Source organism: Blastococcus sp. HT6-30, assembly GCF_039729015.1.
GTDB lineage: Bacteria > Actinomycetota > Actinomycetes > Mycobacteriales > Geodermatophilaceae > Blastococcus.
On the sequence record NZ_CP155792.1, the window covers coordinates 201,136 to 221,039 of the forward strand.

Annotated in this window: 17 protein-coding genes; 7 read left to right on the plus strand and 10 right to left on the minus strand. The window is 73.9% G+C overall.

The annotated features are described in order from the left end of the window. Positions 1–30 precede the first annotated feature (30 nt). The 3 genes from ABC795_RS00925 to folP form a co-directional block, all read right to left on the minus strand. Positions 31–1,629: a 4-coumarate--CoA ligase family protein gene (locus tag ABC795_RS00925; protein WP_347058931.1), complete on the minus strand. Its 1,599-nt coding sequence runs from the start codon at positions 1,627–1,629 to the stop codon at positions 31–33. A gap of 88 nt (positions 1,630–1,717) precedes the next feature. Then, positions 1,718–2,143 (minus strand): PaaI family thioesterase, encoded by a 426-nt coding sequence (locus ABC795_RS00930; protein ID WP_347058932.1) that lies wholly within the window; start codon positions 2,141–2,143, stop codon positions 1,718–1,720. A 156-nt stretch (positions 2,144–2,299) separates the two neighbouring features. Continuing rightward, on the minus strand, positions 2,300–3,160 hold the full coding sequence (folP, locus tag ABC795_RS00935) for a dihydropteroate synthase (RefSeq protein WP_347058933.1): 861 nt from the start codon (positions 3,158–3,160) through the stop codon (positions 2,300–2,302). A gap of 70 nt (positions 3,161–3,230) precedes the next feature. Here folP and ABC795_RS00940 point away from each other — a divergent pair, with 70 nt between their 5' ends. Next, positions 3,231–3,692: a MaoC family dehydratase gene (locus tag ABC795_RS00940; protein WP_347060665.1), complete on the plus strand. Its 462-nt coding sequence runs from the start codon at positions 3,231–3,233 to the stop codon at positions 3,690–3,692. A 111-nt stretch (positions 3,693–3,803) separates the two neighbouring features. On the opposite strand, the gene ABC795_RS00945 is transcribed toward ABC795_RS00940, so the two are convergent. The 3 genes from ABC795_RS00945 to ABC795_RS00955 form a co-directional block, all read right to left on the minus strand. Next, positions 3,804–5,060, minus strand: coding sequence for a serine hydrolase domain-containing protein (locus ABC795_RS00945; RefSeq protein ID WP_347058934.1), 1,257 nt, complete (start codon positions 5,058–5,060; stop codon positions 3,804–3,806). Between the two features lie 126 nt (positions 5,061–5,186). Continuing rightward, positions 5,187–5,633 (minus strand): HU family DNA-binding protein, encoded by a 447-nt coding sequence (locus ABC795_RS00950; protein WP_347058935.1) that lies wholly within the window; start codon positions 5,631–5,633, stop codon positions 5,187–5,189. 89 nt (positions 5,634–5,722) lie between these two features. Further along, entirely contained in the window at positions 5,723–6,823 is a 1,101-nt protein-coding gene (locus tag ABC795_RS00955; RefSeq protein ID WP_347058936.1) for an EAL domain-containing protein, read from the minus strand. Positions 6,824–7,001: 178 nt separating this feature from the next. Between ABC795_RS00955 and ABC795_RS00960 the strand changes: the two genes are divergently transcribed. Further along, entirely contained in the window at positions 7,002–9,758 is a 2,757-nt protein-coding gene (locus tag ABC795_RS00960) for a SpoIIE family protein phosphatase (RefSeq protein ID WP_347058937.1), read from the plus strand. Positions 9,759–9,766: 8 nt separating this feature from the next. Here ABC795_RS00960 and ABC795_RS00965 read toward each other — a convergent pair whose 3' ends face one another. The 3 genes from ABC795_RS00965 to ABC795_RS00975 form a co-directional block, all read right to left on the minus strand. After that, positions 9,767–10,504 (minus strand): TRIC cation channel family protein, encoded by a 738-nt coding sequence (locus ABC795_RS00965; protein ID WP_347058938.1) that lies wholly within the window; start codon positions 10,502–10,504, stop codon positions 9,767–9,769. 203 nt (positions 10,505–10,707) lie between these two features. Continuing rightward, entirely contained in the window at positions 10,708–12,759 is a 2,052-nt protein-coding gene (locus ABC795_RS00970) for an acyl-CoA dehydrogenase (protein ID WP_347058939.1), read from the minus strand. Next, entirely contained in the window at positions 12,756–13,436 is a 681-nt protein-coding gene (locus tag ABC795_RS00975; protein ID WP_347058940.1) for a TetR/AcrR family transcriptional regulator, read from the minus strand. Before ABC795_RS00975 ends, ABC795_RS00970 begins: the two co-directional genes overlap by 4 nt. 59 nt (positions 13,437–13,495) lie before the next feature. Between ABC795_RS00975 and ABC795_RS00980 the strand changes: the two genes are divergently transcribed. The 5 genes from ABC795_RS00980 (at position 13,496) to ABC795_RS01000 (ending at position 18,297) form a co-directional block, all read left to right on the plus strand. Then, positions 13,496–14,794 carry an acetyl-CoA C-acetyltransferase gene (locus ABC795_RS00980; protein WP_347058941.1) on the plus strand — a complete coding sequence of 433 codons (1,299 nt, stop codon included), beginning with the start codon at positions 13,496–13,498 and terminating at the stop codon, positions 14,792–14,794. A gap of 117 nt (positions 14,795–14,911) precedes the next feature. Then, positions 14,912–16,264, plus strand: a complete 1,353-nt coding sequence (locus ABC795_RS00985) for a 3-oxoacyl-ACP reductase (protein WP_347058942.1) — start codon at positions 14,912–14,914, stop codon at positions 16,262–16,264. Between the two features lies 1 nt (position 16,265). Continuing rightward, positions 16,266–17,123, plus strand: a complete 858-nt coding sequence (locus tag ABC795_RS00990) for a MaoC/PaaZ C-terminal domain-containing protein (protein WP_347058943.1) — start codon at positions 16,266–16,268, stop codon at positions 17,121–17,123. A 163-nt stretch (positions 17,124–17,286) separates the two neighbouring features. Continuing rightward, entirely contained in the window at positions 17,287–18,117 is an 831-nt protein-coding gene (locus tag ABC795_RS00995) for a class E sortase (protein WP_347058944.1), read from the plus strand. Between the two features lie 21 nt (positions 18,118–18,138). Beyond that, a complete protein-coding gene (locus tag ABC795_RS01000) occupies positions 18,139–18,297 on the plus strand; it encodes a hypothetical protein (protein ID WP_347058945.1) in 159 nt (52 codons plus the stop codon). A 6-nt stretch (positions 18,298–18,303) separates the two neighbouring features. Here the strand turns inward: ABC795_RS01000 and ABC795_RS01005 are convergent, their stop codons facing one another. Then, positions 18,304–19,242 (minus strand): DUF1611 domain-containing protein, encoded by a 939-nt coding sequence (locus ABC795_RS01005; protein WP_347058946.1) that lies wholly within the window; start codon positions 19,240–19,242, stop codon positions 18,304–18,306. Positions 19,243–19,904: the final 662 nt, after the last annotated feature.

The following is a 19,904-nucleotide window of genomic DNA, read 5'->3' on the forward strand; positions in this document are numbered from 1 at the left end:
AGCCGCTCCGGTCCCTCACCGGAAGTGCGTTCAGGCGCGGGCCTTGAGGTCCTTGCGCAGGATCTTGCCGGCCGCGGACTTCGGCACCGTCTCGATGAACTCGACGAACCGGATCTTCTTGTGCGGGGCCACCTTCTCGGACATGTAGGCCATGACGGCGTCCTCGGTCAGCTCCGAGCCGGGGGCGCGGACGACGAAGGCCTTGGGCAGCTCCTCGCCGCTCTCCTTGTCCGGCACGCCGATGACCGCGGCGTCGGCGATCTCCGGGTGGTTGATCAGCACGGCCTCGAGCTCGGCCGGGGCCACCTGGTAGCCCTTGTACTTGATCAGCTCCTTGACCCGGTCGACGACGGTGTAGCAGCCGTTCTCGTCGACGACCGCGACGTCGCCGGTGTGCAGCCAGCCGTCGGCGTCGAGGGTGGCGGCGGTGGCATCGGGGTTGTTGAGGTAGCCCTTCATGACCTGCGGGCCGCGGACCCACAGCTCACCGCGCTCGCCCGGGGCGGCGTCCTCCCCGGTGCCCGGGTCGATCAGCCGGCACTCGGTGCTGGGGATGGCGAAGCCGACCGAGCCCTTGGGCACCTCGATGGAGACGCCCGGCGGCTGCGCGTCGACGTCGGGGGTGGTGTGCGAGACCGGGGACAGCTCGGTCATGCCGTAGCCCTGGGCCACGCTGACGCCGGTGTCGGCGCCCTTGCGCAGCCGTTCCTGGGCGGCCAGCGCCAGCTGCTCGTCCAGCGGGGCCGCGCCCGACAGGACCGAGGTCAGCGACGAGAGGTCGTACTGGTCGACCATCGGGTGCTTGGCCAGCGCCAGGACGATGGGCGGCGCGACGAACGCGCGGGTGATCTTGTAGTCCTGGATGGTGCGCAGGAAGTCCTCGAGGTCGAACCGGGGGAGGGTCACCACGGCGCCGCCCAGCGCCAGGCCCTGGTTCATCAGCACGGTCAGGCCGTAGATGTGGAAGAACGGCAGGACGGCGATGATCCGCTCGTCCGCACCCGTCCGGAGCAGCGGCAGGCACTGGGTCACGTTGGCCACCAGGTTGCGGTGGGTGAGCATGACGCCCTTGGGCAGCCCCGTGGTCCCGCTGGAGTAGGGCAGCGTGACCAGGTCGTTGGCCGGGTCGATGTCCACCTGGACCGACGGCGCGTCGGCGCCGAGCAGGTCGAACAGGTTGGCGTGGCCCTCGGCGCCGTCGAGCACGATGACCTCGTCGAGCGGCGACTTCTCCACGGCCGCGGTGGCGCGGTCCAGGAACAGCGAGATCGTGATGAGGATCTTCGCGCCGGAGTCCTTGAGCTGGAAGGCGATCTCGTCGGGCGTGTAGAGCGAGTTGATCGGGCTCATGACGCAGCCGGCGGCGGCGATGCCGTGGAACACCACCGGGAACCAGGGGGTGTTCGGGCAGAAGACGGCGACGACGTCGCCCTTGCGCAGGCCGCGGGCGTGCAGGTTGGCGGCCACCCGGTCGACGTACTGGGCCAGCTGGCCGTGGGTGATGACGTCACCCTTGAGGCCGTCGATCAGCGCCGGTGCATCGGGCTTCTCCCGGCCGGCCGCCAGGACGAACTCGGGGACGGAGACGTTCGGGATCTCGACGTCGGGATACGGGCTGGACAGCGCCACGGGTCGTTCCTCCTCGCAGGGTGTGTGGCGCCAGTCTCACACCCGCCGGGTCCCCGCTCACAAGGGGGTTACCGGCGGGTTCGCCCGATCAGCGGGGCCAGAGCACCGACTGCGTGCAGCGGAACAGCGCGATGGTCTTCCCGGTCGCGGCGTTGCTGACGACGGCGTCCCAGACCTGCGTCGTCCGCCCCGCGTGCACGTTGGTGGCCGTGCAGGCGATGCGGCCCTCGCGGGCGGTGCCGAGGTGGTTGCTCTTCAGCTCGATGGTGGTGAAGCCGGTCGACCCCTCGGGGAGCAGCGCGCGGGTGGGCAGGCCGCAGCTGGTGTCGGCCAGCGTGACGACCGTGCCGGCGTGCAGGTAGCCGTTCGGCGCGAGCAGCTCGGTGCGGATGTCCAGGTGCGAGGTCAGCGTCCCGGGCTCGTGGCTGTCGACGACGATCCCCAGCAGTCCCGGAAAGGTGCCCGGCAGCAGGGCGTTGAGCTCGTCGGCGGTCAGGAACCCGGTGGCGGACATGGCTGGAAACCTAGCGAGGCGCCCCCGCACCTCTCGCTGCGACCCCGCGGTGCGGACCGTGGTCGGGCACCGCCTGGCCTCCTGGCTCACCGCGCCGGTTCCTCGCTCACCGTCGACCCTGAGCCAGGAACCAGAACGATCAGGTGACCCTGATCATCAGGCGAGGCCGCGGACGGTGCGCACCGGCGGCCGGGTGCCCTGGATGGAGGCGACCATGTCCAGCGTCTGCCGGGTGGCGGCGACGTCGTGCACGCGGAACACGCGGGCGCCCAGCCAGGCGCTCACCGCGGTGGCCGCCAGGGTGCCGGTGAGCCGCTGCTCGAGCGGGACGTCGAGGGTCTCGCCGACGAAGTCCTTGTTCGACAGCGCGACCAGGACCGGCCACCCCGTGCCGACCAGCTCGCCCAGCCGCCGGGTCGCCTCCAGCGAGTGCCGGGTGTTCTTCCCGAAGTCGTGGCCCGGGTCGATCATCACCCGCTCGCGGTCCACCCCCGCGGTGACGGCGGCCTGGGCCAGCGCCGTCGTCCGCGTGACGATGTCGGCGACGACGTCGGCGTAGGTCACCCGGTGCGGCCGGGTGCGCGGCGGCAGCCCGCCGGCGTGCGTGCAGACGAGCCCGGCCCCCGCCTCGGCGGCCACCGCGGCCAGCGCCGGGTCCACCCCGCCCCAGGCGTCGTTCACGATGTCCGCGCCGGCGGCCAGCGCCTCCCGCGCCACCTCCGCCCGCCAGGTGTCGATGGAGATCGGCAGCGCCGGGTGCGCCGCCCGGATCGCGGCCACCAGGTCGACGGTCCGGCGCACCTCCTCGGCGGGGGAGACCTCCTCACCGGGCGCGGCCTTGACCCCGCCGACGTCGACCATGTCGGCGCCCTCGGCGACGACCCGGTCCACCCGCTCGACGGCGGCGGCCAGCTCGAAGGTGGCGCCGCGGTCGTAGAAGGAGTCCGGGGTGCGGTTGACGATCGCCATGACCACGAACCGTCCGTCGGGCACGTCGAGGGCCCCCAGTCGCAGCAACCCGCTCTCCGTCCCATCGTGGTGTGTGGTGGAGTTCGCCAACGTAGTCGTGCACGAGGAGGCAGAGCAGATGGCGCAGACGACGGCCGAGGGCGTCGAGGGGGTCCAGGGCCTGGTGGGGCAGCACCTGGGCTACAGCGACTGGGTGACGATCACGCAGGAGCAGGTGAACCAGTTCGCCGAGGCGACCGGTGACCACCAGTGGATCCACGTGGACCCGGAGCGGGCGAAGAAGGAGAGCCCGTTCGGCGGGCCGATTGCGCACGGCTACCTGACGCTGTCGCTGCTGCCCTCCCTGATGCCGCAGATCGTGGAGATCACCGGCTTCCGGATGGGGGTCAACTACGGCACCGAGAAGGTGCGCTTCCCCTCGCCGGTGCCGGTGGGTGCCAAGGTGCGGGCGGGGGCGACGCTCGAGGCGGCGACCCCCTTCGACGGCGGCGTGCAGATGAACCTCGCCGTCACCGTCGAGATCGAAGGCGGGTCCAAGCCGGCGATGGTCGCGACCGTCGTCTACCGCCGCTACCTGTAGCCCCGGCACTCCCCGGTAGCCCCGGCACTCCCCGGCGAGATCGGCGATCTCACCCCCATCACGGTGCTGATGGGGGCGAGATCGCCGATCTCGGCCGAGGAGGCGCGGCCCTCAGACGACGATGGCCTGGTTGACCAGGGAGCGCAGGTAGTTGCGGATCGGCAGCGTGCTCGAGGGCAGCAGCTGCGTGTAGAAGCTGACGGTGACGTCCTCCACCGGGTCGACGTAGAACGCCGTGGAGGCCGCCCCGCCCCAGCTGTAGTCGCCCACATTGGAGACGACGCCGTAGCGCGCCGGGTCGATCACCATCGAGAACCCGAGGCCGAAGCCCACCCCGCGCAGCGGCGTCTCGGCGAACAGCGGCCGGCCGAAGGTCTCCAGGTCCTGCCCGCCGGGGATGTGGTTGCGGACCATGTGCGCCAGCGTGCGGGGCCCGAGCATCCGGCCGCCGTCGTAGGACCCGCCGCGGCGGAGCATCTCGAGGAACCGCAGGTAGTCGCCGGCGGTGGAGACCAGCCCGCCGCCGCCGGAGAGGAACGCCGGCTTGCTCAGCGCCGCCTGCCCCATGGTGTCGAGAGGGGCGAACCCCGTGGCGGCGCCCCCGGGCTGCCCCGGGGTGGCGGCGTAGAGCCGGGCCAGGGAGTCGGGGTCGTCACCCTCGCGGAGGCCGAAGGAGGTGTTCCGCATGCCGAGCGGGGCGAAGATGCGCTGCTCGAAGAACTCGTCCAGGGACAGCCCGGACACGACCTCCACCAGCCGGCCGAGCACGTCGGTGGAGACGCCGTAGTTCCACTCGCTGCCCGGCTGGAAGACCAGCGGCACCGACGCCCACTGCCGGCACGCCTCGGCCAGGTCCGTCCCCGGGGGCGTGCCCCACTCGTGGCCCATCGCGCGGTACATGGCGTCGACCGGGTGCGCGTGGTGGAAGCCGTAGGTGAGCCCCGACATGTGGGTCAGCAGGTGCCAGATCCTGATCGGCTCGACCTGGGGGCTGGTCACCGGCTTCATCGCCGACCCGGCCACGTACACGCGGGTCTCGGCGAACTCCGGCAGCCACCGCGCGATCGGGTCGGCGAGCTGGAAGGCGCCTTCCTCGTAGAGCATCATCGCCGCCACCGAGGTGACCGGTTTCGTCATCGAGAAGATGCGCCACCGGGTGTCCACCTCGACGGGGCGGCCGTTCTCCACGTCGCGGGAGCCGTAGCGCCCGACGTGCACCAGCTTGCCGTGGCGGGCGACCGTCACCAGGAAGCCGGGTAGCTGGCCGTCGTCGACGTAGCGGGCGAGCCGGTCGTCGATGCGTCCCAGGCGGGCGGGGTCCATGCCCACCTCGGCCGGGTCGGTGCCCACCTGCAGTTCCTCGCTCACGCACACCTCCGGGTCCCGGACGTCGTCCGCCGCCGGCGACGCCTCGACCGGCATCCTGACTCACGTCGTTGTGAGCCCGGGCACACGGGGTCGGGGCGCCCGCCCGGCGGCGGACACGGCGCGCGATCAGACCGGGACGGAGCTGGCGGCCTTCTTGAGGTTCGAGCCGGCGGTCACCTTGACGGCGTTGGCGGCGGGGATGTCGATCGACTCACCGGTCTGCGGGTTGCGGCCGGTGCGAGCGGAGCGCTGGGTCCGCTCGACGGTGATCAGGCCCGAGACGGCGACCTTCTCCCCGCGGGTGATGGCGTCGACGAGCTCGTCCTGCAGGCCGGCGAGGACCGAGTCCACGGTCGAGGCCGGGACGTCGGCGCGCTTGGCGATGGCGGAGACCAGTTCGGCCTTGTTCATGTGTTTCCTTCCGTAGGCGGTGGCGCGTGCCGTGGTCTCGGCACGCAGCCGGCTCCTCACCCTGACGCGCGGAGCGCGGGCGGGGTTCCCCGATGTCGGCACGGGTGCGGTGCACCGGCCGCCCGGTCTCGCGGGAGGCCGAGCCGGAGGGCACGGTGCCATGCTGCCCGCAGGTCCCGCCAGCGGGGGCCTTCCGGAGGCCCGCAGCAGACCCGTCGGTCCCGGGCGTCACACCTGCCCGCAGGCCGGCGTCAGCGGGCGGCGCGGCCGGCCGTCGCGAGGTCCTCGATCCGCAGCAGCCCGAGCACCTGGCCGGCCGGGTCGGTGCAGATCACGGGGTCGAAGCGCCGGGCGGGGGGTCGGGTGAGGGCCCGGGAGAGGGCGTCGCCGACGTCGGTGGAGGGGGTGACCCTCAGCGACACCGGTGCGGTGTGGACCTCACCGGTGCGGGCGTCCGCCAGCAGCAGCGACACCGGCTCCCCGTGCGGGCCGACCAGCACGGCCGGGGGGACGCCGGGCAGCTCCTCGCCCAGCGCGCACTGCCGGACGGGGCGCATGAGGCCGGCCACGCTGTCGGTCGGCCGCGCGCGGGTCACCTGGGTGCGCACCAGCCGGGCGACGTCGGGGTCGAGCGGGCGGAACTCGGGCGCCGGGCGGCCGAGCAGCCAGCCCTGGGCCAGCGGTGCGCCGAGCCGCGCGACGGCGGCCAGCTCGGCGGCGGTCTCGACCCCCTCGGCCAGCAGCCAGGCGTCCAGCCGGCCGGCGAGCTCGCCGATCACCTCGGCCAGCGCCATGCGCACGGGATCACCGTCGACGTCGGCGACCAGCGCACGGTCGAGCTTGACCAGCTGCGGCCGGACGGCGGCCAGGTGCTGGAGGCCGGAGCAGCCGCTGCCGGCGTCGTCGAGGGCGATCAGCGCGCCCCGCTCGCGCAGCGCGTCGGTCTCCCGGCGCAGGCACTCCAGGCCGGCCGCCTGCGTGTGCCCGGTGAGCTCGACGACCACCCGGTGCAGGTCGTCGCCCCGGCAGGCGAGGGCCTCCCGGACGACGGCGGACCCGAGGAGGTGCGGGCTGACGTTGACGGTCAGGAACGTGTCGGGCGGCAACGCGTCGACGGCGGCGAGCGCCTTGTGGACGGCCAGCGCCTCGAGCTCGGCGGCGATGCCGGCCTCGGCGGCGGCGGCGAACCAGACGTCGGGTCCGGCGGTACCGGGGAAGCGGGCCAGCGCCTCGTAGCCGACCACGGTGGCGGCGGCGAGGTCGACGATCGGTTGGAAGACCAGGGTGAGGTCGTCGGCGTCGGCGAGCAGCGGCCGGCAATCCGGGAGACGGGCCGTGCGCGTGCCGAGCATGGTGGGGGCATCGGCCCGGCGGCCGCGCAGCTTGACCGCGGTTCCGGCGCGTCACCCCTCGGGATGAGAGGGCAGACGGATTCCACCTGGACGCCCGCCTCGATCCGTCGGACCGGCCGTGCCAGCATGTGCTCTGGTGCGCGCCCGACCGGGCGCCGGGAGCCGGGCGGAGGGGTGCGTGGCCACGTTCGCCTCCGCCGCCCCCACGGGCTCGCAGGGGGACGACCCGCTCGCCGATCCGCTGCGGATCGCCGCTGCTCGGCGGCTGCTGCTCGAGGTGCCCGGTCCGGCGGCGTTCGACAGGCTCTCTGCGCTGACCGCGCGGGTGATGGGGGTCGGCCACGCCAAGGTCACCCTGTTCACCGACCACGACGTCGTCGTCGGCGGGCACGGCCTGCCGGCCGGCGTGGTGGGGGGCCCCGGGTTGCTCACCGGGGAGCTGTCGGCGATCACCGTGCGCACCGGCCGGCCGCTGGTCATCCCGTCGGCCGCCGACGACGAGCGGGTCCGCGAGCTGCCGGCCGTCACGTCGGGGCAGGTGCTGTCCTACCTCGGGGCGCCGCTGAGGGCTGCCTCCGGGCAGGTGGTCGGGGCGCTGGCCGTCTACGCCCCCGAGCCGCGCGAGTGGTCCGACGACGTGACGGAGCTCCTCGAGCAGCTGGCGGCCTCCGTCGTCGCCGAGCTGGAGCTCTCCGCGGCCCAGTCGGCCGTCGGCACGTCACGGGCCTGGCTCGAGGTGGCGCTGGAGGCGAGCTCGGTCGGCATCTGGGAGCGTGACCTGCGCACCGAGGCCATCCACTGGGACGACCGGTGCGCGGCCATCTTCGGCATGGATTCGGCGATGGAGCTGAACTCGCTGGACGACGTCCTGGCCACGCACGTGCACCCGGACGACCACGCCGCGATCGACGAGTCCATGCGGAACGCCGTCGAGACGGGCAGTGACTACCTGGTGGAGTTCCGGGCGTTGCGCGGGGACGGCAGCGTGCGTTGGGTGCTGGCTCGCGGCCGGGTCGTGGCCGACGCGACAGGGGCGGCCGCGCGGGTCCTGGGCACGGCCGTGGACATCACGGAGGCGCGCGGGCAGGCCCAGGAGCGCCTCAGCGCGGTGCAGCGCGCCGCCGCGATCGCCGAGGTGGCGGCGGAGCTGGCGAACGCCGCCCGCCTGGACCAGCTCGCCGACGTGGTCATGCGTGGCGCCCAGGTGCTCGGCGCGCAGTCCAGCGCGCTGGCGATCTTCGACTCGGCCGACGGCCCGCTGCGCCTGCACATGACCGGCAACCTCCTCGAAGCGGTGCAGCAGGGGCATCCGGAGATGAGCCTGGCCGACGGCGTCGTGCTGCCCATGGACGACGCGATGCCGGCCCAGCACGTGGCGCGCCACGGGCGCCGGCTGCTGCTGGACGACCACGCCGAGACGGTCACCCGCTTCCCTGCGGTCGCCCCGGTCGTCGAGCTGCTGGGCCTGCGCGCGGTGGCCGCGCTGCCGCTGCGGGTCGAGGGGCGGGTGCTGGGGACGTTCGTGGCGGTCTGGAACACCGACCACCGGTTCGCCGGTGACGACGTCGAGGTGCTCGAAGCGCTGGCCGCCCAGATCGCGCTGAGCGTCTCGCGGCTGCAGGCCGACGCCGAGCGCGGCGCCGCGGTGGCGGCGATGGCCCAGGCCAACCAGCGCCTGCGGTTGCTCGCCGACGCGGGCCGGGTCCTCTCGGGGACCCTCGACATCGACCAGCAGATCGGGCACCTGGCGAAGCTGGTCGTGCCCGATCTCGCCGACTGGTGCTGGATCGTGGTCACCGACGAGCAGGGCCGGCTGTACGACGTCGCCAGCAACCACCGCGACCCTGCCCGGTGCCTCGAGGTCGAGGCGTACGTCGCCACGATGATCGCCACGATGAGCGAGCGGTCCGCCGCCCGACGGGTCACCCGCTCGGGCCAGCCCCTGGTCCTGTCGGTCATCGACTGGGAGGACGTGACCCGGGCGCTGCCCGACGCCGGCGCCCGGGAGCGGTTCGCCCGGCTGGGAGCGACCTCCGGGGTGGTGGTGCCCCTGGTCGCCCGTGGGCAGGGGCTCGGCGCCCTCGGCCTGTTCACCCGTGAGGAGCGGGGCGCGCTCAGCGAGGCCGAGGTGGACACCGCCGTCGAGATCGGCCGGCGGGCGGGTGTGGCGCTGCACCAGGCGCGGCTCTACGGCCAGCAGCGCGACCTGGCCGACGCCCTGCAGCGGAGCATGCTCACCGAGCCGCCGCAGCCCGAGCACTGCGAGATCGTCGTCCGCTACGTGCCGGCCGCGGAGGGCGCCGAGATCGGTGGCGACTGGTACGACGCCTTCCTGCAGCGCGGCGGCGCGACGGTGCTCGCGATCGGCGACGTCGTCGGCCACGACACCCGCGCGGCCGCGGCGATGGGCCAGGTCCGCGGCCTGCTGCGCGGGATCAGCTACTCCAGCGGCGGCTCGCCGGCGGAGGTGCTCAGCGAGCTCGACCGCGCCGTCCAGGGGCTGGCGCTCGACACCATGGCGACCGCGCTGGTCGCCCACCTCGAGCCGGAGCCCGACGACGAGGCCGGCAGGATGCGGCTGCGCTGGGCCAACGCGGGGCACCCGCCGCCGGCGCTGCTGGCCTCCGACGGCAGCGTGGTGCTCCTCGACGGCAAGCAGGCCGACCTGCTCCTCGGGGTGGCGCCGGAGACGGTGCGGGAGGACCACGTCGCCGTCCTCGCGCCGGGCTCGACGGTGCTCCTCTACACCGACGGGCTGGTCGAGCGGCGCGACCGCGACATCGACAGCGGCACCGAGCAGCTGCTGGAGGTGCTCGGCGAGTGCGCCGGGCTGCCGCTGGACCAGCTCTGCGACCGGGTCCTGGAGCAGATGTTCCTCCCCGACGCCGAGGACGACGTCGCCGTCCTCGCCGTCCGGCTGGTGCCCGAGGACTGACGCGGGCGTCAGCCCCGGCGCGTGCGACGGAACAGCGCCGCACCCGCCCGGCGCCGGTGCGGTATGCGTTCCCGCCGGCGGAGCAGCCGGCTGCGGGTGCGGCCGGGCAGGTCGACGGCGACCGGCGCCTCCCAGCCCCGCCACACCGACAGCACCCGCAGCGCCGCCACCAGGGCGATGACCAGGGCGGCGACCGGGATCGGGTCCAGGCCGAGGGGGCCGGCGAGGACGGTCAGCGCGGTCGCGCCGATGAGCGCCGCGACGGCGTTGTAGGGGCCTGGCCCGATGATGTCGGCGCGCTGGGCGAGCAGCATGTCGCGGATGAGCGCCCCGCCGACGGCGGTCAGCGTGCCGATGAAGACCACCGAGGCGCTGGGCAGGCCGGCGAGCTGAGCCTTCTGCGCGCCGATGACGGTGAAGAAGCCCAGGGTGACGGCGTCGAGCACCACCAGCAGGCCGGTGAGCCGGGCCAGCCAGCCGGAGAAGAAGAAGGTGACGCCGGCGGTGATGGCGACCGTGGGCAGGTAGGCCTGGTTGGTGAGGGCGACCGGTGGGCCCTCGGCGAGCAGCACGTCGCGGATCAGTCCGCCGCCGAGCCCGCCGCTGACCGCCAGCAGCAGGACACCGGAGACGGCGAAGCCCTCGCGGGCGGCGAGCAGGCCGCCGGTCAGGGCGCCGATGACGATGGCCGCGAGGTCGACCGCGGCCGGTACCCGCAGGGTCTCGGCCGCGGCCAGGATCTCCACGGGCGCTCATTCTCCGGTCGCCGGCCGGACCGCGGCCCGAGGGGTCGGCGCGCAGTCGGTCTCTGCTTCCGTGGGGAAGCAGAGGCCGACGTGCGGCCAGCACGTCCCGTCCCCGCCCACCGGGTGAGCCCGGTCACGGGCTGGAACGGTCGCCCTCCAGGGCCCACGCCGAGCCGAGCAGGCGTGGGGGGAAGGGCGGTCCTTCACTGGCCGGGTGGGACGTCCAGGTCGGTCGCGGTGCCCTCGGGGCTTCCGCCTCCGTGCCGGGCGCGCAGCTCGGCGTCGCGGGCGGCCATCGCCTCCTGCCGGCCCGGCTCCTCCTCCAGGATGGCCGCGGCCTTCCAGCCCGCCGGGATGGCGAAGGCGTCGACCAGCGTGGTGATGTGCGGCCGCAGCTCCTTGAGCAGGCCGTTCACCGTCGCCGTCAGGGCCTTGGCCCGGCCCGGGGTCAGCTGCCCGTGCTCGAGGAACCAGGCCTTGTCCTCCTCGATCGTCGACAGCGCGTAGAGGTCGCAGACCCTGTCGAGCAGCGTGCCGACGTCGGGGTCGGTGGCGCGGTCGACGCCCTCGACGAAGGCCTCGAGGACGATGCGGTCGATGTGCGTCCGCGCGGTCTTCAGCACGTGGTCCTGGACGTCGTTGAACATGTCGAACGGGGCCATGCCGGGGGTCGTCGAGTTCTTCCGCAGCCGCCGGATCGCCCCCTCCAGCGTGTGCTTCTCGCGGAACTCGAACATCTTGAGCTGCCAGCCGCGGTCGAGCATCGGCACCTCGTCGTCCCGGCCGGGGACGGCGTCGACGAGCCGCTGGATGAGGGCGCGGGCGGCGGTCCGCTCCAGCACCGTCTCGCGGACCATGTCGGCGACGAAGCCGATCCGGCCCCAGCCGTCGAGCGAGCCGAAGGTGTCGCGGTAGCCGGTGAGCAGCCCCTTGGCCACCAGCTGGAGCAGGACGGTGTTGTCGCCCTCGAACGTGGTGAAGACGTCGGTGTCGGCCTTGAGGTGGGGCAGTCGGTTCTCCTGCAGGTAGCCGGCACCGCCGCACGCCTCGCGGCACATCTGGATGGTGTTCGTGGCGTGCCAGGTCTGGGCCACCTTGAGCCCGGCGGCGCGGGACTCCAGCTCGCGCTGGGCCTGCTCGTCGATCTGCTGCCCGTGCTCGTGCACCGCCGTCTGGACGTCGTGCATCGTGCTCACCAGCTCGGCCTGGGCGAAGTGCAGCGCGTAGGTCTTCGCCAGCGCGGGCAGCAGCTTGCGCTGGTGCACGAGGTAGTCGTTGATGACGATCTCGCGCTCCTCGCCGGGGGCGGCGAACTGGCGGCGGGCGTTGCCGTACCGGACGGCGATGTCGAGGGCCAGCTTGGTGGCCGACGCCGCCGAGCCGCCGACGCTGACCCGGCCGCGCACGAGCGTGCCGAGCATGGTGAAGAAGCGGCGGGTCTCGTTCTCGATGCTCGAGGTGTACGTGCCGTCCTCGGCGACCTGCCCGTAGCGGTCCAGCAGCATGTCGCGCGGGACGGAGACGTGGTCGAAGGTCAGCCGGCCGTTGTCCACGCCGAGCAGCCCGGCCTTCGGGCCGTCGTCGCCGATGGTGACGCCGGGCATCGGGTTGCCGTCCTCGTCTCGGATGGGCACCAGCCAGGCGTGCACGCCGTGGTTCTTCCCCTGCGTGACCAGCTGCGCGAAGACGACGGCCATCCGCCCGTCCTGGGCCGCGTTGCCGATGTAGTCCTTGCGCGCGGCCTGGTGCGGGGTGTGCAGGTCGAACGTCTGCGTCGCGGGGTCGTAGGTGCAGGTCGTGCGCAGCTGCTGGACGTCGGAGCCGTGGCCGGTCTCGGTCATGGCGAAGCAGCCGGGCAGGTCGTAGCTCATGATGTCGCGCAGGTAGGCCTCGTGGTGCCGGCGCGTGCCGAGCAGCTGGACGGCGCCGCCGAACAGCCCCCACTGCACGCCGGCCTTGACCATGAGCGAGAGGTCGACGAAGGCGAGCATCTCGATCGAGGTCACCGAGCCGCCGGCGTCGGCCTCGCCGCCGAACTCCTTGGGGAAGCCGAGGGTCACGCGGCCGGACTCGGCGAGGGTGCGGGTCATGCGGGTGACCCGCTCGCGGGCCTCGGCCATCGTCTCGCCGTAGACGGGGAGCATCTCCGGGTCGTGCAGGTTCTCGCGGGCGTCGCGGCGCACGTGCGCCCAGCGGCCGTCGAGCGCCTCCTGGAGGCGGGCCGGGTCGACCGTGGGGGGCAGGGTGCTCGTCACAGGTCCTCCTTGCGGGGTTCGGTGGTGACGACGCCGGAGAGTCCGGCCCAGGTAAGTTCGGTGAGGTGGGCGGCGAGTTCCCGGCGCGGCGTGGGGCGGCCCGCGCGGAGCCACCAGTCGGCGGCGGCGCGGACCAGGCCGACGACGGCGTGGCCCCAGGGAGCGGCGGTGGCCGGATCCCGGCCGGCCTGCTCGAGCGCCGGGGCCAGGACGGCGGCCGCCTGGTCGCCGACGAGGTCGGACAGGCCGGTGATCGGGTCGGCCGCGTCGACCGAGCCCGGTGGTCCGTGGACGACGAAGCGGTAGAGCTCGGGGTCGGCCTCCAGGAAGGCCAGGTAGGCCTCCACGGCGCCGCCGAGCATCTCGCGGGGCTGGTCGGACGCCTCCATCGCCGCGCGCAGGGTGGGCAGCAGTTGCTCGGCCACCCGGGTGCAGACGGCGACGTGCAGGTCGCTGCGGTCGGCGAAGTGGCGGTAGACGACGGTCTTGCTGGTCCCCGCCTCGGCGGCGATCTCCTCCATGCCGACGCCGGCGCCGTGCTTGCCGACGGCGACGACCGCCGCATCGACCAGCGCGGCCCGGCGGGCGCGGCGGTGCTCGTCCCACCGGGAGTCGCGCCGGTCCCGGACGGCCGCAACAGCCTCTCCTCCAGTGGGCCTCGTCGCCTCGACTTTCACGGGACCCACGGTACCGGGTACTGTTGGTACCGGCCACTTCCCCGACCCCGGAGGTCCCCATGGCTGAGAACGCGAAGCCTGCTACCCGTAAGGCGGCGATCGTCGGCGGGAACCGGATCCCGTTCGCGCGGTCCAACTCGGCGTACGCCCAGGCGTCCAACCAGGACATGCTCACCGCCACGCTCGACGGGCTGGTCGCCCGGTTCGGGCTGCAGGGCGAGTCGGTCGGCGAGGTCGTCGCCGGTGCCGTCCTCAAGCACGCCCGCGACTTCAACCTGACCCGCGAGGCGGTGCTCGGCTCGAAGCTGTCGCCCACGACACCGGCCTACGACGTGCAGCAGGCTTGCGGAACCGGGCTGGAGGCGGCGACCCTCGTCGCCAACAAGATCGCCCTCGGGCAGATCGAGTCCGGCATCGCCGGCGGCGTCGACACCACCTCCGACGCCCCGCTCGCGGTCAGCGACGACCTGCGCCGGGTGCTCATCTCCCTGAACAACGCGAAGACGGTGCAGGACCGGCTCAAGGCGCTGGCGCGGATCCGCCCGGGCATGATCGCGCCGGAGATCCCGCGCAACGCCGAGCCGCGTACCGGCCTGGCCATGGGCGACCACGCGGCGATCACCGCCAAGGAGTGGGAGATCGGCCGCGAGGAGCAGGACGAGCTCGCCGTCCGCTCGCACCGGTCCATGGCCGCCGCCTACGACCGCGGCTTCTTCGACGACCTGGTGACGCCGTTCCTGGGGCTGGCCCGGGACAACAACCTGCGGCCCGACTCCAGCGTGGAGAAGCTGGCGAAGCTCAAGCCGGTGTTCGGCAAGGGCGACCCCGACGCCACCATGACCGCGGGCAACTCCACGCCGCTGACCGACGGCGCGTCGGCGGTGCTGCTGGCCTCCGACGAGTGGGCCGAGGCCAAGGGGCTGCCAGTGCTGGCCCACCTGGTCGACGCGCAGACCGCGGCCGTCGACTACGTGCACGGCGGCGAGGGCCTGCTCATGGCGCCGGTGTACGCGGTGCCGGTGCTGCTGGCCCGCAACGGGCTGACCTTGCAGGACTTCGACTTCTACGAGATCCACGAGGCGTTCGCCTCCACGGTGCTCGCCACCCTGAAGGCCTGGGAGGACCCGGGCTACTGCAAGGAGAAGCTCGGGCTGGACGCCCCGCTGGGCTCCATCGACCGGGCCAAGCTCAACGTCAACGGCTCGTCGCTGGCCGCAGGGCACCCGTTCGCCGCGACCGGCGGCCGCATCGTGGCGCAGCTGGCCAAGCAGCTGCACGAGGCGGGCCCCGGCAAGCGTGGCCTGATCTCCATCTGCGCCGCCGGCGGCCAGGGCGTCGTCGCCATCCTCGAGTCCTGACCCACTCACCTCCGGTGGGGAACGGGACGGCTCCGCCGCCCAACCACCTGACCTACGCACCTCCGGTGGGGAACCGGGCGGCTCCGCCGCCCCCCACCATCTCGGAAGGAGTCCCTCGTGGCTGACTGGTACACGAACTTCGCCAACTCCGGCCTCGGCACCACGATCACCAAGCAGCTGGGACTTCCGCGCCCGGTCGAGCTGCGCCGCTACGAGCCCGGGCAGCCGCTGCTGCCGGGCCCGGCGGTCGTCGGCTCTGCCGGTGCGGGCCGGCTGAACGACACGGTCTCGGCCGTCCTCCGGGACGCCGGAATCCCCGTGCTGTCCCCGATGGCTGCCGACGGCTCGACCGACGGCGAGAAGCTCGGCGCGGTGATCCTCGACGCCACCGGGCTGGCCGGCCCGGCCGACCTGGCCGGCGCGCACGAGTTCCTCGCCCCGGCGATCAAGCGGCTGCGGCCCTCGGGCCGGGTGCTGATCCTGACCGACCCGCCGTCGGACGCCGGTTCCCCGGCCCAGGCAGCGGCCCGGCAGGCGGTCGACGGGCTGGTCCGGTCCATCGCGAAGGAGCTCCGCGCCGGGTCGACGGCCAACGCGGTCTTCGTCCCCGAGGGCGCGGAGGGCTCGCTGGGCAGCCCGCTGCGGTTCTTCCTCTCCGGCCGGTCGGCCTACGTCGACGGGCAGCTCCTCACCCTCTCGGCGGCCGACGTGCCCACCGGGGAGGACGGCGAGAAGCCGCTGGCCGGCAAGGTCGCCGTGGTCACCGGCGCGGCGCGGGGCATCGGTGCTGCGATCGCCCGGGTGATGGCCCGCGACGGCGCCCACGTCGTCGCCGTCGACGTCCCGGCAGCCGGCGACACGCTGGCCGAGGTGGCCAACGAGATCGGCGGAACGGCGCTCCAGCTGGACATCACCGCTCCCGACGCCCCGCAGCGGCTGGTCGAGCACCTGCGCGAGCGGCACGGTGGCGTCGACGTCGTGGTCCACAACGCCGGGATCACCCGCGACAAGCTGCTGGTCAACATGGACGCCGCGCGCTGGAACTCGGTCATGGCGGTGAACCTGCAGGCGCAGCTGGACATCACCCGGGCGCTGCTCGACGGCGACGTCTTCAACGCCGGCGCGCGGGTGGTCTGCGTCAGCTCGCAGTCGGGCATCGCCGGCAACCGCGGGCAGACCAACTACGCCGCCAGCAAGGCCGGTGTCATCGGCATGGTGCGGGCCTGGGCGCCGGAGTTCGCCGGCCGCAGCGCCACGATCAACGCCGTCGCCCCGGGCTTCATCGTCACCGAGATGACGGCGAAGATGCCCTTCGGCACCCGGGAGATCGGATCGCGGATCAACTCGCTGCAGCAGGGCGGGCTGCCGGTCGACGTGGCCGAGACGATCGCCTGGCTCGCGCAGCCGGGCAGCGCGGGGGTCAACGGGCAGACGGTGCGGGTCTGCGGCCAGTCGATGCTGGGAGCCTGAGGTGGCCCGCACCGTGCTGGAGCAGCCGCCGAGCATGGCGGCGCTGTTCGCCCGGGCCGCGCTCACCGCGCGCGGCCGGGGCGGCGACCTGCCCGACACCCGGCTGGCGCGCACCGGGGTGACCGTGGAGCCGGCGAACCTCGCCGCCTACGCCCGCGTCTGCCGGTTCCCGCTCGCCGACACGCTCCCGGCCACGTACCCGCACGTGCTCACCTTCCCGCTGCAGACGGCGCTGATGAGCGACCGGTCCTTCCCGCTGGCGCTGCCCGGGCTGGTGCACGTGCGTAACCGGATCGACGTGCTGCGCCCGGTGCGCACCGGCGAGGTGCTCGACCTCGAGGTGTGGGCCGAGCGGTTCGCCGCGCACCGCAGCGGGGCCACCGTCGACCTGTGCGCCTCGGTGTCGGCCGGAGGTGCGGAGGTCTGGCGCGGCAGGTCCACGTACCTGGCGCGGGGAGCGACGGCCCCCGCGGGCGCTCCGGATTCCGATGTGACGGTCGTCGTGGGGGACCTCGACCGGGTGGCCGCCACCTGGCAGGTCCCCGGCGACGCCGGTCGCCGCTACGCCGCGGTCTCCGGCGACGTGAACCCGATCCACCTCACGGGCCTCACCGCCAAGGCGTTCGGCTTCAAGCGGGCGATCGCGCACGGCATGTGGGTCAAGGCGCGGGTGCTCGCGGCGGTGGCCAACCGGCTGCCGGACGCGCTCACCGTCGACGTCGGCTTCCGCAAGCCGCTGTTCCTGCCCTCGACGGTCACGCTGTCGACGGCGCGGGCCGACGGCGGCTGGGATGCCGCCGTCCGCAACGCGGGATCCGGCACCGAGCACCTCGTCACGACGATCCGCCCCCTCCGATAGTCGAGTCCGCCTCCACGGCCGTCCCGTTCGACCTCGCCGAGGACCAGCTGGCGCTGCAGAAGTGGGTGCACGAGTCCGCCGCGACCGTCGTGCGCCCCGCGTGGCGGTACCCGGAGATCCCCGGGCGCCGTGGTGTCGTGCTCCCCGTCCCCGGAGCGCACCCGTGCGCGCGGATCCGCTGGAGCACGGACGGGAGCAGATGACGCACACGCAGCCCATCGAGCGCGTGCCTCCGCCGCCCCGGCCGCCGGCGGCGCCGTCCGCCCGCGGAAACCGCGCGCGTGGCGTCGCCCGCGTCATCGGTGAACTGATGGTGACCTCGGGGCTGGTCCTGCTGCTCTTCGTCGTCTACCAGGTCTACGTCACCGACCTGCTCACCGACCGCCGGCAGGACCAGCTCAGCGAGGAGCTGAACGCGCAGTGGGAGCAGGACGCCCCCGCCGAGGCCGGTCCGGTGCAGGTGGAGATCGGCGACGCCTTCGGCGTCCTGCGCATTCCGCGGCTGGGCGAGGACTACGCCCGCGTGATCCTCGAGGGGACCAGCGAGGAGCAGCTGTCGCAGGGGCCGGGCCACTACGTCGGGACGGCGATGCCCGGCGAGCCGGGCAACGTGGCGCTCGCCGGCCATCGGGTGGGCAAGGGCTCGCCGTTCCTGGAGCTGGACCTGATGCAGCCCGGCGACCCGATCGTCCTGGAGACCGCCGACAGCTGGTTCGTCTACCGGGTGCTCGGGGACGCCGCGACCGGCGACCTCGGCGCCGACCCCAGCGGTATCCCGGGCCGCCGGATCGTGAGCCCGGCCGACGTCTGGGTCATCGCCCCGACGCCGGACCAGGCCCCGACCGCCGCCCCCACCGGCTCCTACCTGACCCTCACCACCTGCCATCCGCGGTTCTCCGCGAGGCAGCGGCTGATCGTCCACGCGCAGCTCGACGGTGCCGGCATCCCGAAGGCCGAGATGCCCGACGGCCCGCCGGGGCTGCGCGACAGCTGACCCGAGCTCCCCGGAGGACCCATGTACGGCTGGATCTGGCGGCACCTGCCCGGCGGCAGGGGCCTCAAGGCCGCGCAGTCGCTCGTGCTGGTCCTCGCCGTCTGCGCCCTGCTGCTCCTCGTCGTCTTCCCCTGGGTGGAGCCGCGGCTGCCGTGGAACGACGTCACGGTCGACGGCTGAGCCGGCTCACCCCCGGTCGAGCGCGGCGAGGACGGTGTCGAGCACCCGGCCGGAACCGAAGCGGACGACGTCGTCGGTGACCAACCCGGTCTCCGCAGCGGCGTCCTCGACGGCGGCCCGGGCGGCCGCGTCGTCCAGGCCGGCGGTGTTGAGCGCGACGGCGACGACCCGTGCCGGGCGCACCCAGCCGGCCGCCTGCTCGTAGCCACGCACGATCTCGGCCAGCGGCGGCAGGGGGGCGGCCGGGTAGTCGGCGATCGCGGTGCGCCCCGCGCGGTGGCACAGCACCAGGGCGTCGGCCGAGGAGCCGTGCAGCAGGCCGAGCGTCACGCCCGAGTAGGCCGGGTGGTGGATCGAGCCCTGACCCTCCAGCCAGAGCAGGTCGCCGCGGGCCGCCCCCTCGCGCACCAGCCGGTCGGCGGCGCCGGCGACGAAGTCGGAGATCACGTGGTCGACGGCCATGCCCCAGCCCGAGATCGCCACCCCGGTCTGGCCGGTGGCCACGAAGACCGAGGCCAGGCCGCGCTCCCGGGCGGCCCGGTCCAGCTCGAGCACGACGCTCATCTTCCCGATGGCGCAGTCGGAGCCGACGGTGTGCACCACCCGGGCCCCGACCGGCTCGGCGAGCGGAACGCCGAGATCGGCCGGTACCGCCCGCAGGTCCCGGATGCCGACACCCGCTGCCCGCGCGGCGGCCGCCAGCTCCGGATCGGCCCGCAGATCGGTGTGCAGCCCGGCCTCGACGTGCAGGCTCAGCTGCAGTGCGCCGAGCAGCGCCCGCCGCCACGCGTCGGTCAGTCGGCCGCCCAGCGGTGCCACGCCGAGGAGCACCGTCGTCGCACCGAGCTGCCGGGCGGCCGCGACGTCGGCGACCACGGGGGCGGGGGAGGCGCAGAAGGGGACGACGTCCACGGCCCGGCGGCCGGCGTGCACGTCGTCGATCACGCAGACCACCTCGCGGGTGCCGTACCGGAGCACCCGCGGCGGCGGCGGCCAGCATCCGCTGCGCCTCGCGGATGCCGCCGCACTTGGCCAGCTTGACCACGATCCCGTCGGCGTAGCCGGCGATGCCGGCCACCGAGGCGAGGTCCTTGCACCCCTCGTCGACGAAGACCGGCAGCCGGTCGGGCAGTTCGCGGTACCGGGCGAAGGAGTCGAGGTCGGCCGCGGGGAACGGCTGCTCGACCATCTCCACGCCGAGCTCCCGCAGCCGCGGGGTGAGGTCGCGGGCCTGGTCGGACGTCCAGCCCTCGTTGCCGTCGATCCGCAGCCGGGCGTCGGTGACCGACCGGATCGCCTCCAGCCGCTCGAGGTCGTCGGGGCCGCCCACCTTCACCTTGTAGACGGCGAACCCGGGCGCGCGCCGCACGCGGGCGACGGTCTCCTCCACCGTGGCGATGCCGATGGTGAAGCTGGTCGGCGGGAGCACCCCGTCCAGGCCCAGCAGCCGCCAGACCGGTCGGCCGTAGCGGCGGCCGACCCAGTCGTGCGCGGCGCCGTCGAGCGCCATCTTCGCGCCCTGCGGCCCGTCCCAGGCGCGCAACCGACGGGCGATGCCCTCCAGGTCGCGCAGGTCGTCGCCGAGCAGGGCGGCCCCGTCCGCGGCG